Origin of the sequence: Ciceribacter thiooxidans (assembly GCF_014126615.1) — a bacterium.
In the GTDB taxonomy this organism is placed as follows: Bacteria; Pseudomonadota; Alphaproteobacteria; order Rhizobiales; family Rhizobiaceae; genus Allorhizobium; species Allorhizobium thiooxidans.
The window spans coordinates 17,368-35,573 of record NZ_CP059896.1 but is presented as its reverse complement, the minus strand read 5'-3'; the positions used below and the strand labels follow the sequence as shown (position 1 = coordinate 35,573).

The 18,206-nt window shown below is 61.0% G+C and carries 18 protein-coding genes and 1 pseudogene; 9 read left to right on the top strand and 10 right to left on the bottom strand.

The features are described from left to right. Nucleotide 1 precedes the first annotated feature (1 nt). Entirely contained in the window at nt 2–2,977 is a 2,976-nt protein-coding gene (locus tag H4I97_RS00125; protein ID WP_182307493.1) for a helicase-related protein, read from the bottom strand. Nucleotides 2,978–3,264: 287 nt separating this feature from the next. On the opposite strand from H4I97_RS00125, the gene H4I97_RS00120 reads away from it, so the two are divergent. Both H4I97_RS00120 and H4I97_RS00115 read left to right on the top strand, forming a co-directional pair. Continuing rightward, nucleotides 3,265–3,420: a DUF3309 domain-containing protein gene (locus tag H4I97_RS00120; RefSeq protein ID WP_182305974.1), complete on the top strand. Its 156-nt coding sequence runs from the start codon at nt 3,265–3,267 to the stop codon at nt 3,418–3,420. 34 nt (nt 3,421–3,454) lie between these two features. Continuing rightward, on the top strand, nt 3,455–3,706 hold the full coding sequence (locus H4I97_RS00115; RefSeq protein WP_182305973.1) for a glycine zipper domain-containing protein: 252 nt from the start codon (nt 3,455–3,457) through the stop codon (nt 3,704–3,706). 261 nt (nt 3,707–3,967) lie between these two features. Here H4I97_RS00115 and phbB read toward each other — a convergent pair whose 3' ends face one another. Together phbB and H4I97_RS00105 are read right to left on the bottom strand one after the other, a co-directional pair. Continuing rightward, on the bottom strand, nt 3,968–4,693 hold the full coding sequence (phbB, locus tag H4I97_RS00110) for a beta-ketoacyl-ACP reductase (protein WP_182305972.1): 726 nt from the start codon (nt 4,691–4,693) through the stop codon (nt 3,968–3,970). Nucleotides 4,694–4,814: 121 nt separating this feature from the next. Further along, the gene (locus H4I97_RS00105; protein WP_182305971.1) at nt 4,815–5,996 is read right to left on the bottom strand and encodes an acetyl-CoA C-acetyltransferase; all 1,182 of its coding nucleotides are present in this window, start codon (nt 5,994–5,996) and stop codon (nt 4,815–4,817) included. A 238-nt stretch (nt 5,997–6,234) separates the two neighbouring features. On the opposite strand from H4I97_RS00105, the gene phaR reads away from it, so the two are divergent. Continuing rightward, a complete protein-coding gene (gene phaR / locus H4I97_RS00100; protein ID WP_182307492.1) occupies nt 6,235–6,810 on the top strand; it encodes a polyhydroxyalkanoate synthesis repressor PhaR in 576 nt (191 codons plus the stop codon). A 32-nt stretch (nt 6,811–6,842) separates the two neighbouring features. Here phaR and H4I97_RS00095 read toward each other — a convergent pair whose 3' ends face one another. The 4 genes from H4I97_RS00095 to mtgA all read right to left on the bottom strand — a co-directional run bounded on the left by H4I97_RS00095 (nt 6,843) and on the right by mtgA (nt 9,167). Continuing rightward, a complete protein-coding gene (locus H4I97_RS00095) occupies nt 6,843–7,250 on the bottom strand; it encodes a hypothetical protein (protein WP_182305970.1) in 408 nt (135 codons plus the stop codon). 140 nt (nt 7,251–7,390) lie between these two features. Beyond that, a complete protein-coding gene (rpmF, locus tag H4I97_RS00090) occupies nt 7,391–7,576 on the bottom strand; it encodes a 50S ribosomal protein L32 (protein WP_112686348.1) in 186 nt (61 codons plus the stop codon). 162 nt (nt 7,577–7,738) lie between these two features. After that, the gene (locus H4I97_RS00085) at nt 7,739–8,386 is read right to left on the bottom strand and encodes a glutathione S-transferase family protein (protein ID WP_182305969.1); all 648 of its coding nucleotides are present in this window, start codon (nt 8,384–8,386) and stop codon (nt 7,739–7,741) included. Nucleotides 8,387–8,462: 76 nt separating this feature from the next. Then, nucleotides 8,463–9,167: a monofunctional biosynthetic peptidoglycan transglycosylase gene (mtgA, locus tag H4I97_RS00080; RefSeq protein ID WP_182305968.1), complete on the bottom strand. Its 705-nt coding sequence runs from the start codon at nt 9,165–9,167 to the stop codon at nt 8,463–8,465. Between the two features lie 169 nt (nt 9,168–9,336). On the opposite strand from mtgA, the gene H4I97_RS00075 reads away from it, so the two are divergent. From H4I97_RS00075 to H4I97_RS00065, 3 genes and pseudogenes are all read left to right on the top strand, one after another. Continuing rightward, entirely contained in the window at nt 9,337–10,251 is a 915-nt protein-coding gene (locus H4I97_RS00075; protein ID WP_182305967.1) for a polyprenyl synthetase family protein, read from the top strand. 1 nt (nt 10,252) lies between these two features. Next, nucleotides 10,253–11,307 (top strand): annotated as a pseudogene (gene hisC / locus H4I97_RS00070) (histidinol-phosphate transaminase). 94 nt (nt 11,308–11,401) lie between these two features. Beyond that, entirely contained in the window at nt 11,402–11,545 is a 144-nt protein-coding gene (locus H4I97_RS00065) for a hypothetical protein (protein WP_182305966.1), read from the top strand. 64 nt (nt 11,546–11,609) lie between these two features. Here the strand turns inward: H4I97_RS00065 and H4I97_RS00060 are convergent, their stop codons facing one another. After that, complete coding sequence (locus H4I97_RS00060) at nt 11,610–12,275, bottom strand: YiaD family glycine zipper/OmpA-like lipoprotein (protein WP_182305965.1); 666 nt, start codon at nt 12,273–12,275, stop codon at nt 11,610–11,612. An 81-nt stretch (nt 12,276–12,356) separates the two neighbouring features. Then, entirely contained in the window at nt 12,357–13,607 is a 1,251-nt protein-coding gene (ispG, locus tag H4I97_RS00055; RefSeq protein WP_182305964.1) for a flavodoxin-dependent (E)-4-hydroxy-3-methylbut-2-enyl-diphosphate synthase, read from the bottom strand. Nucleotides 13,608–13,812: 205 nt separating this feature from the next. Here ispG and H4I97_RS00050 point away from each other — a divergent pair, with 205 nt between their 5' ends. Both H4I97_RS00050 and H4I97_RS00045 read left to right on the top strand, forming a co-directional pair. Beyond that, nucleotides 13,813–14,268 (top strand): (2Fe-2S)-binding protein, encoded by a 456-nt coding sequence (locus H4I97_RS00050; protein ID WP_182305963.1) that lies wholly within the window; start codon nt 13,813–13,815, stop codon nt 14,266–14,268. A gap of 2 nt (nt 14,269–14,270) precedes the next feature. Then, a complete protein-coding gene (locus H4I97_RS00045; RefSeq protein WP_182305962.1) occupies nt 14,271–16,547 on the top strand; it encodes a xanthine dehydrogenase family protein molybdopterin-binding subunit in 2,277 nt (758 codons plus the stop codon). Nucleotides 16,548–16,553: 6 nt separating this feature from the next. On the opposite strand, the gene H4I97_RS00040 is transcribed toward H4I97_RS00045, so the two are convergent. After that, a complete protein-coding gene (locus H4I97_RS00040; protein ID WP_182305961.1) occupies nt 16,554–17,744 on the bottom strand; it encodes an MFS transporter in 1,191 nt (396 codons plus the stop codon). A 241-nt stretch (nt 17,745–17,985) separates the two neighbouring features. Between H4I97_RS00040 and H4I97_RS00035 the strand changes: the two genes are divergently transcribed. Continuing rightward, nucleotides 17,986–18,186, top strand: coding sequence for a YgaP family membrane protein (locus H4I97_RS00035; protein WP_182305960.1), 201 nt, complete (start codon nt 17,986–17,988; stop codon nt 18,184–18,186). Nucleotides 18,187–18,206 lie beyond the last annotated feature (20 nt).

Here is an 18,206-nt window from a genome sequence, read left to right as displayed (position 1 = left end):
GCTATTTCTTCATCTGCTCCTTGAGCGCTGCGAGCTTGGCGAAGGGCGAGTCGGGATCGATCGGCTTTTCCTTGCGAGGTGGCTTCGCTTCGAACCGTGCGGTCTGCGGCTTCCCATCCCGTTCAGCTCTCTGCGGACGCTCCTTGCGGTCGCCACGGTCCTGCCGATCTCCGCGCTTCGCTCCGTTGCCACGGTTCTTGCCGTCGGCCGACGCTCCCGGTCGGCGACCATCGCGGCGCTCTTCGGACGCCGGACGGCCGCCCTTATGCCGAGCATTCTGCTGGCCTTCGTTTCGGCCACCCGGTCGCCACAGCAGCACATTCTTCGGCTCGTTGGCCTCGGTATCCTCGACCGCTACCTCCGCAGGAGCATCCGAGGGCACAACGGGCGCCGCGCTCTCCGATGCTGCCTCCACGCCGGACGCCTCTTCTTCGACCTGAGCCTCCGAGGAGCCTGCATTCTCGTTCGGGGTCGGGGTCGGGGTCGGGGTCGGGGTCGGGGTCGGGATCACATTCGCATCCTGGCCGACAAGGAAAGCTCTGGCTTCGTCAGCGGGGACACTATCGGCGCGATAGCCGAGCCCCTTCAGGATTTCTTCCATGTCGTCGGGTGTTGCCCCGAGGATAGACAACATGGCCGTTGTCGTCGTGAACCGCCGGCCGTCATAGGCGCCTTCCGGACGTAGGGAGCCGGGTTTCCACTGCAGGAGAGGACGGATCAGATCCGCAAGCCTTTCCAGAATGTCAATGCGAACCGCTCGCTTGCCCAGAAAACGGAAGCCAGCGAGTTTGTAGAACGTCCTATCGAAGCTGGGGTCGGTGACCACCGAAGTCCGGCCTGCCGCAAGCACGGGAATGAGGTCGCCATAACCCGGCTTGTCCATGCCGTCGTTCTGCAGTGCCCACAAAAGCGTGATGAGTTCCGCCGGAGAAGGCTTGAGGAGCGCCGGCATAAAGATGTGGTAGGCCCCGAAGCGGACGCCGTAGCGTCGAATCGATGCACGCGCATCCTGATCGAGCGATTTTACATCTTCGGAGACGTCGCGGCGGAAGAGAACACCGAGATTCTCGACCAGCTGGAACGCCAAGCCCTTGGCGAGACCCTGCAGATCTTCGGCGCGGGAGAGGTCGTCGAGCGGCTTTAAGACCGTCGAGATGTGGTGATTGACGAAGCGCTCGACCCGGGCTGCGACGTGGTCGCGGGCGATGCCGGTGAGTTGCTCGTCCGCCAGCAGAATGACGCGCGGATGCAGCACGTGGTCGCCGGCAGCCAGCCTGGCCATCGGGTCGCCGAGCCAGCGGACGACACCGTCCGACCCAATCGCGAGGTCGCTGTTGCCGCAGGCGTGCAATCGAGCCGCCCGTGCCTCGAATTCGAGGGCGAGAGCTTTCTGCGTCGCCGCCTGAACAGCCTTCGCATCGGAGCCCTCCATGCCCGCCAGGGGCGTAAAGCGGAACCCTGCGAGTTGTCCCGTGTGATGCCCCTCAACGAAGACATCGCCATTCACACTGATTTCAGCTTCCAGCATCGCATTCTCTCTCAAGCGCTTCATGAGCACAGATGTCCTGCGATCAACAAAGCGTTTCGTCAACCTTTCATGTAGCGCGTCGGACAGTCGGTCTTCGATTTCGCGCGTCTTTTCTTGCCAGTGTGTCGGATCGGCAAGCCATCCCGGCCGGTTGGACACATAGGTCCATGTTCTGATTTGCGCAATCCGTGCGGAAAGCGTGTCGATTTCACCATCGGTGTGGTCGGCGCGGCGAACTTGTTCCGCCATGAAGTTCTCGTCTACCGTGCCATAGCGGACCAGATCGGAAAAGAGGCTCGCGACAAGATCGGCATGCTGGGCCGGCGCGATACGCCGGTAGTCCGGAAGGGCACAAACCTCCCACAGCCGTTCGACCCGCTCCGGAGTGGTCGCGAGATCCTTGATCTCGGGATACCGCGCAAGATGCTCGAGTGCCTGTTGATCGACCGCCGGAAGAGCCCGCGTCAGTCCCGCCACGCGCGGTGTCGCATCCAGACTGCGTCGCAGCGCATCAATCGACGTGAAGTCGAAATCCACGGTACGCCACTGCAGAACCTTGACTGGATCGAACTCGTGGCTTTCGAGACGTTCCACCAACTCGTCGTCGAGTGGGTCCACTCGCCCTGTCACACCGAACGTGCCGTCCTTGAGGTGGCGGCCGGCACGACCGGCGATTTGGCCGAGTTCACCCGGATTGAGATTACGGAATTGATATCCGTCGAATTTCCGATCCTGGGCGAACGCGACGTGATCGACGTCGAGGTTAAGGCCCATACCGATCGCGTCGGTCGCGACGAGATACTCCACTTCGCCCTCCTGGTAGAGAGCGACCTGCGCATTGCGCGTGCGGGGGCTGAGCGCACCGAGCACGACTGCCGCGCCGCCGCGCTGGCGCCGGATCAGTTCGGCGATTGCGTAAACCTCGTCGGCCGAGAACGCGACGATTGCCGTTCGTTCCGGCAGACGCGTGATCTTCTTCTGTCCCGCATAGAAGAGCTGCGAAAGGCGCGGCCGTTCCACTACCGTGATGCCGGGAAGAAGCTGCTGCAGGATCGGCTTCATGGTTCCGGAGCCGAGGAGCAGCGTCTCGTCCCGGCCACGCAAATACAACAGCCTGTCAGTGAATATGTGACCGCGCTCGAGATCGCCGGCAAGCTGCACCTCGTCGATGGCGACGAAGGAAGCCCGCGTCTCCCTCGGCATCGCCTCGACCGTGCAGACGGAAAAGCGTGCTCCCGGCGGCGCGATCTTTTCCTCTCCGGTGACCAGCGCAACTTGTGCGGCACCGACGCGTTCGACCACCCTGCCGTAAACTTCTCTCGCCAGCAGACGGAGCGGCAGGCCGATGATCCCGGAACCATGGGAAAGCATACGCTCGATCGCGTAGTGCGTCTTGCCGGTATTGGTAGGCCCCAGCACCGCCGTCACGCCGCGGCCACTGAGGATCATGGGTTGCGAATTCAATTTCGTGCTCCATAGGGGTGGGTATCGCCAGCGAAGGCGTTCGGCCGAACCGGTTTGGCACAGACATGGCGATGATTGCCGTCAAAGGCAAGCCGGCAAAACCGGGCGGCATCGCCCATCCCCGCCGGCGCTGCATGCGGTACAATCGGGCGATATTCGACAGGAGCTCGTGCCGTGCCCGCTCGCCGGCGTTTCGGTCAAGTGGAACCATTCGGCAGCAAAGACGTTGGAAAGCCCGGATGTGACTGAGAAGCTGAGACGGAGAGGCTATCATGCTGAGCACAATACTCATCATTGTCGTCATCTTGCTTCTGATTGGGGCCTTGCCCAATTGGGGCTATAGCCGAAGCTGGGGGTACGGACCCTCTGGCGGCCTAGGGCTGGTTGTAGTCATCCTCATCATATTGATGCTCATGGACAAGATCTGACAACGCCGGATCGACACAGCAAAGGAAACTGACGATGAAAAAGACCTTGCTCGCCCTCGCGCTCATCGCGCCTCTTGCGTCCTGTACTGCAACGGAACGGGGTGCCGGTATCGGAGCAGCCACCGGTGCTGTCGTCGGAGGCGTCGCGACCAACTCGGTTGGAGGAGCCGCTGCCGGCGCCGTAATCGGCGGTGCAGCCGGCGTTCTGATCGCCCAGGCAGAACGGCCGGGCTACTGCATCTATCGGGACCGCTACGGCCGCCGGTACGAGGCACGGTGCCGCTGAGGGAAATGAAAAATCCGGAAGGCTGGCAGGTTTCTGCCGGCCTTTTTCCATGTCCTTACGGTCTGTCGAATGAATCCGGAACGAATCGGCTACGAATCGCTGACTCGCCAGATTTCCCGATTTGTTCACGACTACATTTTGTATATGCCGTGATCACAGGACACAGCTGACCGCCGACAGAACCGAGCGGGCAGCAACGGAAATCTGCTTAATGAGGACCGGTCACAAATGCCGGTCCTTCGGCTTTGGCAAAGAAAAGCTCTAGACGAAGAACTGTCCGCCGTTGGCAGAGATCGTGGAGCCCGTGATGAAACCGGCCTCGTCGGAGGCGAGAAAGACCACGATTCTGGCGATCTCCTCCGGCTGCCCCAGACGCCCGACGGGGATCTGCGGGATAATCCTCTCATTCAGGACCTTTTCCGGAACGGCCAGCACCATTTCGGTCGCGATGTAGCCGGGGCAGACGGCGTTCACGGTGATGCCCTTGGCCGCTCCCTCCTGCGCAAGCGCCTTGGTGAAACCGAGGTCGCCCGCTTTTGCCGCCGAGTAGTTGGCCTGCCCCATCTGCCCCTTCTGGCCGTTGATCGAGGAGATAGTGATGACGCGTCCGAAGTTTCGGTCGCGCATGCCCGACCACACCGAGTGGGTCATGTTGAACACGCCGGTGAGATTGGTACCGATCACTTCGTTCCATTGCTGCGGCGTCATCTTGTGGAACATCGCATCCCGAGTGATCCCGGCATTATTGACCAGAACCTCGACAGGCCCCACCGTGGCTTCAACTTCTGCAATTCCGTCCGCACAGGCCTGATAGTCGGAGACGTCCCAGCGGCGCACCTGGATCCCCGTTTCTTCGGCGAACGCCTTCGCCTTTTCGTCATTGCCGGCATAGTTCGCAATGACCTGATACCCCGCATCCTTGAGGGCGACCGAGATCGCCGCGCCAATTCCCCTCGTCCCACCGGTGACCAATGCAACTCTGCTCATGCTCTCTCTCCTCTGAGGTCATCTGATCGTGCACCGGCCCTTCTCTCGGGGCCGTTGTCAGCATAATTCGCGCGTGAGATGCTTTTCCGATCCGCGATCAGCCTCTCAACCCGGCCTGTCCTCAGAGGGCTTCGAGGCACATGGCAATACCCATGCCGCCACCGATGCAGAGCGTGGCAAGGCCCTTCTTCGCTCCGCGACGTTTCATTTCGAAGACCAGAGTATTCAGAATGCGAGCGCCGGAAGCCCCGATCGGATGGCCGATGGCAATGGCCCCACCATTGACGTTGACGATCGAAGTATCCCAGCCGAGGTCCTTGTTCACCGCACAGGCCTGGGCGGCGAAGGCTTCGTTTGCTTCGACGAGTTCGAGATCGGAAACACTCCAGCCCGCCTTCTGCAATGCCTTGCGCGAGGCAGGAATCGGCCCGCTGCCCATGACCTGCGGATCGACGCCTGCTGTCGCCCAGGATGCAATGCGCACCAGCGGCGAGATTCCCCGACGGGCCGCCTCTGCTTCCGTCATCAGAAGTGCTGCAGCCGCCCCGTCGTTGATGCCGGAAGCGTTACCTGCGGTCACGGAGCCTTCCCTGTCGAAGGCGGGTTTCAGCTTGGCCATCCCTTCCAGCGTCGCCCCTGCGCGGATGTATTCGTCGGCGTCGACGACCACGTCACCCTTGCGCGACGAGACTGTCACCGGAACGATTTCATCTGAGAAGCGCCCCGCCTTCTGCGCCGCTTCCGCCTTATTCTGCGATGCAACCGCGAACTGGTCCTGCTCATCGCGCGAGAGCTGCCACTGACGGGCAATGTTTTCCGCCGTGTTACCCATATGATAGCCGTAGAACGCGTCCGTGAGGCCATCCTTGATCATCGTGTCGATCATCTTCATGTCGCCCATCTTCACACCCCCTCGCAGGTGGGCACAGTGTGGCGCCATGGACATCGACTCCTGCCCACCGGCAACGATGATGGCAGCATCGCCGGTGACGATCTGCTGCATGCCGACGGCGACCGCGCGCAGGCCCGAACCGCAGAGCTGGTTGAGCCCCCAAGCCGTCGCCTCCTGAGGAATTCCCGCCTTCATCGCTGCCTGACGCGCCGGGTTCTGGCCCTGGCCCGCCGTGAGGACCTGCCCCAGGATGACTTCGTCCACCTCCTTGGCGTCGACACCGGCACGCTCGAGCACACCTTTGATGGCGACAGCGCCGAGCTCGTGCGCCGGCACGTTCGCGAATGCACCATTGAACGAACCGACGGCGGTCCGAGCTGCACTGGCAATGACGACTGACGAACTGCTCATGGGTATGTCCTCGTTTACGTTCCGGTTTGCGACCAAACTGGCAAAGCTCTCGCCCGGAGTCAAACGGCAAGCACGTCTTCCTCGATCTTCGCCTGAGGACACGCATAGAGCGAAACCCGGCTACGTTCAGGGGGTGTCGCTTCTGCAACGCACAAAGAGATTGTCACCGCCCTTCTTTTGGGCTTAGATTTGGAACGGGAAGAGAAATCTACGCATGTTCAATGGGGTGGAGAACGAAATGGCTAAAGCCGACGGCGAAGTCACCATCAAGAAATACGCCAATCGACGCCTCTACAACACCGGAACCAGCACCTACGTAACGCTGGAAGATCTGGCAAAAATGGTGAAACGAGGCGAGGAATTCGTCGTCCAAGACGCCAAGACCGGCGAGGACATCACCCACTCCGTCCTGACCCAGATCATCTTCGAGCAAGAGTCAAAAACCGGAAACACCCTGCTGCCGATATCGTTCCTGCGCCAGCTGATCTCCTATTACGGCGACCAGATGCAGATGGTTGTTCCGAGCTTCCTCGAACACTCGATGAAGGCTTTCAGCGAACAACAGACTCAAATGCGCGAACAGATGACGCGCGCCTTCGGCGAAACTCCCTTGTCGAAAAATCTGCAGGGCCCCATGCAACTGATGGAGGAACAGGTGAAGCGCAACACCGAAATGTTCCATCAGGCAATGCAGATGTTCTCGCCGTTCCTGTCGCCGCAGCCGCCCAAGGAGACGAAGAAGGCGGAATCAAAAGACATCGATGAGCTGAAGGAACAACTCCGCAACCTGCAGAACAAGCTGGACAGCCTCTGAAGCTCCCGGCAGCAGCCGGCGCTGCCTGCGGCTTACAGCCCGATGGATACGTCGCGGCCTGCTGACCGGATGGAAATCACGAATCCACCAACGACATCGATGAACGCGATCGTCATCAGAACGAAGAAGATCTGCGTGGCGGCATCACGAACCAGCAGGAATTCGACCAGAAAGGCCACGAAAACCAGCATCGACAGGATGTGGTTGAGAAGTGCGCCGGCCCCGTTGCGGGTCGACTTGAGAATCTCGGCGAACAGAAGCACCAATGCCGCCAGAATGAGAACATCCGCAGCCGACATAACCCACGTCGCGCCGGAGAGCATCGGCAGCGTAAACACCACCCGCGAAAGACCTGCCACACCTCCGCCGCCGAAGGCTCCCGCCAGCGCGAGATTGTAAAGTGCGAGAGGCACAATCATCAGCGGAATGGCAGTCAACATCTCGGCACCTCAATAATAAAGCCGCGCGGCATCGTTCAACGATGTCATAGCCGATTGCAGGTTACGAGAAAATAGATGCTGGCACAAAAGCAAAAGGCCGGCAAAAGCCGGCCTTGAACAAAGCATATAACTGCTATGCCTTATGCATTTTCCTTCGGCGTCAGAACCTGACGGCCACGATACATACCGGTCTTCAGATCGATATGGTGCGGACGGCGCAGCTCGCCGGAGTTCTTGTCTTCGACATAGGTCGGAGCCTTGATCGCGTCGGCAGAACGGCGCATACCGCGCTTCGACGGGCTCGTTTTTCTTTTCGGTACAGCCATTTCAACTACTCCACTTGACGGGCAAGACATGCAGGTCGGCTGGAACCGGAGCCGAAGATCACACGTCTCAGTATCGGAATTTGGGCGGCTTATACATGTCAAGCAGGCGCTTGACCAGTCCCCGAATTCATTTTTTCCTGCGGCGCGCAGAGGAACCGTTCCTCAAACCTCGTCTTCGGCGACCACCCATGGCTCTGCCACGGCGGCCGACTGCCATTTTACCCAAGCCGGATGCGACTTGAGCGCCGCCATGTAGGCGAGCGTCTCCTCGTTGTCCACCAGATTATAGATGTCAAAGCGGTTGACGACCGGCGCAAACATCGCGTCAGCCGCCGAGAAGGCCCCGAAGAGGAACGGCCCACCGGAGGCCGCACGCAATTCGCACCAGATCGTTTCGATCCGTTCGACATCGGCACGAACATCGTCGGAAACGTCCAGCGCCGCCTGTTTGCGTCGTATATTCATTGGACACGCGTTGCGCAGAGCGCGAAAGCCCGACAGCATCTCCATGGAAACCGAGCGTGCGACCGCCCGATCCCGGCGAGCCTTCGGCGAAATTCCGGCATCGGGGAAAATCTCGGCGGCATATTCGATGATTGCGAGCGATTCCCAGATACGGATGTCTCCGTGGCAGAGAACGGGAACCCGGCCGGTCGGCGAAATCTCGCGGATTCTGGGGTTGCCGGCCTCGAAATCAAACGGGATAAGCCGTTCTTCGAACTCAACGCCGCATCCGGTCAGCGCCATCCATGGACGGAAAGACCACGACGAATAATTCTTGTTGCCGATGTAGAGAATGAACCTGTCCATATCCTAACTCCACCAGATCACGATCGATCAGACCTTAAAGACCGTTACGGACACGCACCAACAAATCTTTGGAAACTCAGTCATAAAGACAGGTGATATATGCACCCGAACGCTTGGCGCGCCGGTCGACCACTGTGGCGAGGCGCTTCATGCTGCCGCTCGGGCGGCTGGCAACGCGATCAATAGGGTTCGGCAGGGAAACGGCCAGCAGCGCCGATTGCCGCGCCGAAAGCTTCGATGCCGGCACCCTGAAGTGATGCCGCGCCGCCGCACCAATGCCGTAGATACCCGGGCCCCATTCGGCAATGTTCAGATAGATCTCCATCACCCGCTTCTTGGACCAAAGATAATCCGCCGCGAGGGCGAGTGGCACTTCGAGACCCTTGCGCACGAAAGAACGGCTGTTCCACAGGAACAGGTTCTTGACCGTCTGCATCGGAATTGTGCTGGCTCCGCGGGTCGCCTCACCGGACAGCGCATCGTCCACGACTTCCTTCATCTGGCCCCAGTCGACACCGTAATGCGAACAGAACTGCCCGTCTTCGGACATCATGACGGCCCGCACGAGATTCGGGGAGATGTCGTCGAAAGCCACCCATTCACGATCGTAGCCGCGCAGGAGAAAGAGGTCCGCCAGCATGAGCGTGGAAACAGGATGCACGAAGCTCGGGCGATAAAGCAGGATGAGAAGATAAGGCAGCAACAAAAGCCCGGCGAGAGCCGCGGCGATCTTCTTTGCAACAGACAGACCGGAGCGATCGCGTTCGGGCGCATCCGCCATAATTTCTCCGATGTCGCTCTGTTCCACCAAAAGTGACTGCGCCCAAGACTGCAAGAGCCTTTTCTCTTAGCTTCCCTCTTGGAAATTGGCCAGTCCACCCGCGCTGTTCGCCGCCATTTTCCGCGCAATAGCCGTTGCCACCCACCGGCTTGCATGCCAAAGAACCGCCATGACTCTCTCAGGCCCCTCGTTCGAGACACATCTGCGCGAAATCGCCGTCGAGACGGAACGTCTGCTGTCTTCACTGCTGCAGGACGAGCCGCTGTGCGACGAGCTTGCCCGTCCCCCTCACCTGCTGGCGGCGATGCGCCACGCAGTGCTGAACGGCGGAAAGCGACTGCGACCCTTTCTGGTGACCGAAAGTGCGGCTCTGTTCGGCGGCGACAGGAAGACCGCGCTACGGGTCGGAGCGGCACTCGAGTGCCTGCACTGCTATTCGCTTGTCCATGACGATCTGCCGGCAATGGATGACGATGACATGCGTCGGGGCCAGCCGACCGTACACATAGCCTTCGATGAGGCGACAGCCATTTTGGCGGGCGACAGTCTTCTCACCTACGCCTTCGACATCGTCGCTGCGCCGGAGACGGTATTGCCAGATCGGGCGAAGACTGACTTGGTCCTGGCGCTTGCCCGCGCTGCCGGGTTGGGCGGCATGGCCGGCGGGCAGGCGCTCGACCTCGCCGCGGAAAGGAAGGCGCCAGACGAGAACGGCATCGTCACGCTGCAGGCAATGAAGACGGGCGCGTTGCTGCGCTTCGCGTGCGAGGCGGGGGCTATCCTGTCCGGCGCGCCCGAGGCCGATCGCCGGCGAATCCGTCGCTTCGGAGAGGTGATCGGTCGTGCGTTCCAGATCGCTGATGATCTGCTCGATCTCACCGCCGACGCCGCAACTCTGGGCAAGGCGACCGGCAAGGACGCCGCGCGCGGCAAGGCGACGCTTGCGAGCCTCAAAGGCCAGGCCTGGGCAGAGGCGGAGCTCGAACGGCTGGTGAGCGAAGCCGAGGCCCTGCTTGCCCCCTATGGAGCCCGCGCCGCCATGCTGATCGAAGCAGCACGCTTCGTGGCCAACAGGAAGAGCTGACATGAGCAGGTACTGGTCGCCGATCGTCTCCGTACTCGAGCCCTATGTCGCCGGCGAACAGCCGGCCATGCCGAATCTCGTCAAGCTGAACACCAACGAAAACCCCTACGGTCCCTCGCCGAAAGCTCTGGAGGCAATCATACACGCGGCGACCGCAGATCTGCGCCGTTATCCCGATCCGACTGCCCGTCGGCTTCGTGAGAGCATCGCCCGTCATAACGGCGTGAACGCGGACGAGGTCTTCGTTGGCAACGGTTCGGACGAGGTACTCGCGTTCGTTTTCGCAAGTCTGCTGAAACACGATGCGCCGCTGCTTTTTCCGGATATCACCTACAGCTTCTATCCGACCTACGCGAAGCTTTACGGCATCGAAACCCTTACCATTCCCTTGCGTGAGCAGTTCGACATTGCCGTCGAGGATTACGATGTCCCCTGCGGGGCAATCATCCTTCCCAATCCGAATGCCCCGACGGGTATCGGCCTTCCTCTTGCGGAGATTGAACGCCTCCTCACAGCCCATCCGGAACAGGTGGTGGTGATCGATGAGGCCTACATCGACTTCGGCGGCGAAAGCGCCGTATCGCTCGTGCCGCACTTCGAGAACTTCCTCGTCGTGCAGACGTTTTCAAAATCGCGGGCGCTTGCCGGACTCCGCATCGGCTTTGCGATCGGGCAGCGCCCCCTGATCGAAGCGCTCGAACGAATGAAGGACAGCTTCAACTCCTATCCGCTGGACACGCTCGCGCAGGCTGCCGCCTGTGCCGCGATCGAGGATGACGCCTGGTTCGAGGAGAGCCGCGGCAAGGTGATGGCAAACCGTGCCACGCTTACAAGACAGTTGCAGGACCGCGGTTTTGAGGTGTTGCCGTCACAGGCGAATTTTGTCTTTGCCCACCTGCCCGGTCGCCCGGGGGTGAACTTGCCGCCAAGCTCCGTGAGCGAGCCGTGCTCGTCCGACACTTCGCCAAGCCGCGCATTGCCGATTTCCTGCGGATCTCGATCGGCACGGAAGACGAATGCCGTCGCCTGATCGAAGCGATCGACGGCCTCCTCTGATCGTCGGGCAGCCGTTCCGGATTGCTTGGGGCTGCCGGCAACTGCTCCTGCAAACGCAGTTGCGATCATTGTGGGCGGCTGCCTGCTGACCGGTTTGACGGTATTCACCGGCTACGCCTTGCTTTTCTCGACAGAAGGCGCTCTCAACGCCTACCGGGCGGCGCGTCGCTGGATCGACGGTGCCATGGCGGCACTCTTCTGTGCCGCCGGCGTGAAACTGCTGACTGCACGCCTGTGACTTAGAACGAAAAAAGGCGCCGTCCGGTCCGGAACGGCGCCTCGAAGGATAAAATGCTCGCCAATCAACCCGCAGTGATCGGCGCGATCTGAATTTCGACGCGGCGGTTCTGAGCGCGGCCCTCCGGCGTCGCGTTCGAGGCGACCGGCTGGCTCGGGCCGAAGCCCAACGATGAGACGCGGCGGGGATCGATCCCCTGCGAGTTCAGATAGCTCGCGACCGACATAGCGCGACGTTCGGACAGCGCCTGGTTATGGGCGAGGCTGCCGGTCGAGTCGGTATGACCGTTGACGTCGATCAGCGTACGGTCGAACTTGCGCAGCACAATTGCGACCGAATTGAGCGTCGGGTAGAACTGCGGCATCACCGCATCCTGGTCCGTGGCAAACGTGATGTTCGACGGCATGTTGAGAATGATCCGATCGCCCATGCGGGTCACGGAAATGCCGGTACCCTGAAGCTGCGCCCGAAGCTCGGCTTCCTGGCGATCCATATAGTTGCCGATCGCGCCACCCGCGAGGGCGCCGATGCCCGCGCCAATCAGCGCAGCGTTACGGCCTTCGCGACCACCGCCACCGATGGCAAGGCCGCCAAGGGCACCCGCCGCGGCACCCAGCATCGCACCGCCGGCGGTGTTCGACACCTTCTGTTCGCCGGTGTACGGATCGGTGGTGGTGCAGGCGGAAAGATAGGTCGTCGCGAGGGCCAGAACGGCAATTTTCTTGAGCATCGTCGGAATCACTCCAAAGGTTTCCTAAAAGGCCTCAACAGATCAATTGCGGCAATATGAAGTTGCAACCCTGCGCGGGGCTCACTCTGCCGCGTTTTTGTGCCCGTAGCGCTTCTCGATATAGTCGATCACTAGCGCCTCGAAGTCGGAGGCGATGTTGGGGCCGCGAAGCGTCATGGCCTTCTGCCCATCAATAAAGACCGGAGCGGCCGGGCTTTCGCCGGTGCCGGGCAGCGAAATGCCGATATCGGCGTGCTTACTCTCCCCCGGCCCGTTGACGATGCAGCCCATGACGGCGACGTTCAGTCCCTCGACGCCCGGATATTTCTCCCGCCAGACGGACATGTTCTTGCGGATGTCCTCCTGGATGCGCTGCGCGAGTTCCTGGAAGACGGTGGAAGTCGTTCGGCCGCAACCGGGGCAGGCGGCAACGACCGGCACGAACTGCCGGAAGCCCATGACCTGCAGAAGCTCCTGTGCCACCTGTACCTCGCGTGTACGGTCGCCGTTCGGCTCCGGCGTCAGCGAGACGCGGATCGTGTCGCCGATCCCTTGCTGCAACACATAGCCCATGGCCGCCGAAGAGGCGACGATACCCTTCGATCCCATACCCGCCTCGGTAAGGCCGAGATGCAGAGCGTGGTCCGAGCGCGCGGCAAGCATCGAATAGACGGCAATCAGATCCTGCACCTGACTGACCTTCGCCGAGAGGATGATGCGATTGCGCGGCAGCCCGATCTCTTCGGCAAGCTCGGCCGAAAGCAGCGCCGACTGCACGATCGCCTCGCGCGTCACCTGCCGGGCGGAAAGTGGGAAGCCGTTCGCCTGGTTCTCGTCCATCAGCCGAGTCAGCAATTCCTGGTCAAGCGACCCCCAATTGACACCAATGCGAACCGGCTTGTCATAGCGGATCGCCATCTCGACAATTTCGGAGAATTGCTTGTCCTTCTTGTCCTTGAAGCCGACATTGCCCGGATTGATGCGATACTTCGCGAGCGCCTCCGCGCAGGCCGGATGGTCGGCAAGCAGCCTGTGCCCGATATAATGGAAATCACCAACCAGCGGCACGTCCATCCCGATCCGAAGCAGCCGCTCGCGGATCTTCGGCACGGCTGCCGCACTTTCGTCGCGGTCGACAGTGATGCGGATGATTTCGGATCCGGCGCGAAAGAGGGCCGCCACCTGGGCGACCGTCGCATCGACATCGGCCGTGTCCGTGTTGGTCATGGATTGAACGACAACCGGCGCACCACCACCGACAATCACTCCGCCGACATCCACGGCGACGGAGGCGCGACGCGGTTTGGGATCAAATTCTTCTGCCGAGACCATTACCTGCTCGCAATCTGCGGGAAATCCTGTGTTTCAGGTGGATCAAACATGGCTTCTTGTCAACTCTGCGGCCGCTCTCACCGAGTGGCGACCGGCCCGACCATCTCTAGAACCACACAGCCTCATATGGCATCCATCGTTGACGCTTCGACATTTACCGATACCTTGTCGAAGTTCTTTTTCTTCCGGCCTCGAGGAGACCGACGTGAAGCTGACTGTCAATGGCAGAGAGCATAGCCTGGAGGCGGAAGCGGAGATGCCCTTACTGTGGGCACTCCGAGACATCCTCGATATCAAAGGTCCGAAGTTCGGCTGCGGCGTGGGCCTGTGTGGCGCGTGCACGGTGATCATCGACGGAGAGGCCATCCGCTCCTGTCAGACTGCTGTCGGCGACGTCGAGGGTCCAGTGCTGACGATAGAGGGGCTCGCCGGGAGCGAACTTCACCCGGTTCAGCAGGCCTGGCTCGAGGAACAGGTTGCGCAGTGCGGCTATTGTCAAGCCGGCCAGATCATGAATGCGGTAGCGCTTCTTCAAACCAATCCCTCGCCCGGCGACGACGAGATCGACGCAGCGATGGCCGACAATCTCTGTCGCTGTGGTACGTATCCACGCATCAGGGCCGCCATTCACAAGGCAGCGGCCAAGCTGGCGGGAGTATGACGGTGAGCTCTGTCGGCAAAATTACCCGGCGCACACTGCTTGTCGGCGCCGCCGCCGTCGCAGGTGGCGTTGCATTCGGCTACTATCAGTACAAGAACCCCTACTCCAATCCGCTCCTCGACGGGCTGGGGAAGGATGAGGTCACCTTCAACCCGTACGTCAAGATCGGCACGAACGATCGCATTTCGATCATCGCACCGCGCGCCGAGATGGGCCAGGGTGTCTATACCACGCTGGCTGCACTCGTCGCGGAGGAGCTGGACGTCACGCTTGACCGTGTCGAGATCGAACATGGTCCGGCGTCTCCGGCGTATTTCAACGAAGCGGCATTTCGCGAAGGCGCCCCCTTTCCGCAATTCGACGATGGGTTTCTCGCAGAAAGTCTTCGTGACGCGATGGGTGTCGTTGCCAAGTTCGCCGGCCTGCAGCTCACCGGTGGGTCGACCTCCATGGCCGACGGTTTCGAGAAGATGCGCCTCGCCGGCGCGACAGCGCGTGAAATGCTGAAGACGGCCGCGGCAGCGAGACTGGCTGTGCCGCGCGAGAGCCTGACAACAGCAGAGGGCTTCGTCTCCGATCGCCAATCCGGCAAACGGATCGCCTATGGCGCCCTTGCCCTCGATGCCGCGAAGCTCGATCCGCCTTCCGAGGTCACGCTTCGCGACCGCTCTCAATGGAAGATCCTCGGAAAGCCACAGCCGCGCCGGGATATGTTGCGAAAAGTGACCGGTGCCCCGATCTTCGGGATCGATGTGAGCCTGCCGGATATGCTTTATGGAACGGTACGCATGAACCCCAGGCCTGGCGGGCGGATGAAAAGCTTCGATGCCAAGGCCGCCCTCGCGATGGCCGGCGTACACAAGGTGATCGAGATCGACAGCCCCTACGGCCATGGCATCGGCATCATCGCCGACAATACCTGGCGGGCCTTCAAAGCGGCGGAATCCGTCGAGATCGAGTGGGAGCGCGGACCGGGTCCGGAAAGTTCGGCAGATGTCGACGCATCACTGGCGGTCGCGTTGAACGGCGCCGACTTTTTCACTCTCCGGACGATCGGCGATCCGGACGTCGTCTTTGCCGATGCACCGCGAGAGAGGGTATTGGAGGCCACGTACCAGGTACCGTTCCTCTCCCACACCGCCATGGAGCCGATGAACGCAACCGCCCGTATCCACGATGGCGCTGTCGACGTATGGGCGCCGAACCAGAGCCCCTCGCTCGTGAAAATCGTGGCGAGCCGTGTGACGGGAGCCCCTGAAGATCGCATCGCGGTTCATACGACATTTCTCGGCGGCGGCTTCGGCCGGCGCATCGAACCCGATTTCTCCGACTATGCGCTCCGTCTGGCGAAAGAAGCGGATGGTCGGCCGGTCAAGGTCACTTGGACCCGGGAGGAAGACATAGGCCACGGCCCCTATCGTCCGGCGGCCATGGGGCGCTATAAGGCCGTTCTTGACAGCGACGGCCTCCCGAAGGCGCTGGTCGGATCGATTGCCGCTCCGTCGGTCGTCGCCAGCACGCTTGGACGCTATTTTCCGGATCTCCCCTCAGGCGGACCGGACAGCACTCTCCTCGACGGAGCTTACAACCAGCCCTATGGCGTCGCGAACTACCGCGTGGACGGCAGGAAGGTCGACATGGCCGTACCGGTCGGTTTCTGGCGCTCGGTCGGCTTTTCCTACAACACCTTCATGCATGAGAGCTTCGTTGACGAGATCGCCCATGCCGGCGGTGCGGATCCGCTTGAGCTGCGACGCAAACTCATGCGGGATTATCCGGTGGCGCTCTCCGTCCTCGAAAAGGTGGCTTCGATGTCGAGCTGGGGCACGGCACCCGAACCCGGTAAAGCACGCGGCCTCGCCTTCGCCCTTTCCTTCGGAACCTGGGTCGCTCAGGTGATCGAGATCGCCGAAACATCCGGCGGCATCAGGATCGAACGGGTATGGTGCGCGGCAGATCCGGGGATCGTGCTCGATCCGTTGAATTTCAAGGCGCAGATGATGTCGGGCATCGTCTTCGGTTTGTCGGCCGCGGTCGGACAGCAGATCACCTTCGCCGACGGAGTGGTCGAACAGTCGAACTTCCACGACTACGATGCCCTGCGCATGAATCAGTGTCCGGTGATCGAAGTGGAATTACTCGAGAATGCACCGCGACTGGGTGGCGCCGGCGAACCGGGAACGCCGCCCTCCATGCCGGCCCTCGGAAACGCGATTTTCGCCCTGACCGGCAAGCGGCTCCGGCGCCTGCCATTCTCCGAAGAGGTCATGTTCGCCTGATGGCACTCAGCCGCCTGGGCGGTCGGCGTGCCGGGCCAGACCTGAAAGTGCGAAGACCACGACGTTCAGGAAAGAGACGGCGGTAAATACCGCCGAGAGCGACGTGTGCTCCGCGACGAATCCTATCACCGACGGCGCAAAGAGAATTCCGGAGTAGCCGAGGGTCGTCACCACCGATAGCCCGATCCCTGGTGCAAGTCCCGGAATGTTGCCGCCCGCGGAAAACGCAATCGGCACCATGTTGGAAATGCCGACACCGGCAATGGCAAACCCCATCAGCGCGACGGTCAGATTGGGTGCAAGACCCGCGGTCACCAAACCGATGAAGGATGCCGCCGTGCAGAGGCGCAACGTCCGAACAGCACCCAGACGGTCGCGCACCAGATCGCCGGCAAAGCGCATCCCCGCCATTGCGAGAGAAAACGCGGCAAAGGCGAACCCGGAGAAGGAAACCGAAGCGCCGAGCTCGGTGCGAAGGTAGAGAGCTCCCCAATCAAGCGTCGCGCCTTCCGGTATCATCGAAAAGAGTGCGACGAGCCCGACCAGCCACGGAAGCGGCGTCAAGGGCAGCCTGGCTTTCGTCCGCTGTTCGGAGGCATGCGGCCGGTCGGCGAGGATGCTCGGGCGGGCGATCAGGAACAACACGAGCGCCGCACTCACCATGATTGCAGAATGTCCGAGGTCACCGACGATGGCGATCAGATAACCGCCGAGTGCCGATCCGACGAGGCCGCCCAAGCTCCAGAAGGCGTGGCAGGACGACATGATCGAGCGCCGCATCGCTCGCTCGACTTCGACCGCATTGGCATTCATGGCGACATCCATCGCCCCTGTCAGGCCGCCGAACAGAAAGACGGCAATCGCGCCAGACCAGATACTGTCGACAAACGAGATTCCGAGCAGCGTAGGAGCGAAAAGTATCGTCGCTACCTGGACGACTTGCCGTGAACCGAAACGTGCAATCTGAAATCCGGCAATTGGCATCAGGAGCAATGAGCCCGCCCCGAAGACAAAAAGCATGATGCCGAGGCCGCTGTCGGAAAGCCCCAGCGCGCCCGCAAAGAGCGGGATCTTCGGTGCCCATGACCCCATAATGAGCCCGTTGAGGAAGAAAAGCAGGGATACGGCCCGACGCGTCGCCGGGAAGAACGAAGGCGTTGCGGCTACGGCCGCAGTCTCACATTGAGTCTCGGTCATGACAGTTCTCCACTGCAAGCGCTTTGCAATCTATTTAAATCGATTGAATCCGCAAGTATCGGAAGTGAGGATCGGCACTCACGTTTTGTTTCCCTCCGAAATGCTTCAACTGTTGGCAAAACCTACGCCTGCTGTGTCACCCTCGCGACTCGCGGTGTGAGCGATGCAAATCCCTATTGCGTAAGGTTCAACCATCGTATATACGAATATTTGTAGATAACTCGTATTGTGGAGGTTTCCCATGTCTCTGGATCGTGCCGTGCTTGCTTTCGCCGGTGTGATGGTTCTCCTATCGGTCGTTCTGACCGTTTATGTCCATCCGCTCTTCATCTGGTTTACCGTCTTCATTGGCGTCAATATGTTGCAGTCTGCCTTCACCGGCTTCTGTCCGGCCGCCATGATCCTCAAGAAGCTCGGCTTCCGTCCGGGAACGGCTTTCTGACGTAGTCCTGAAAAGGAAAA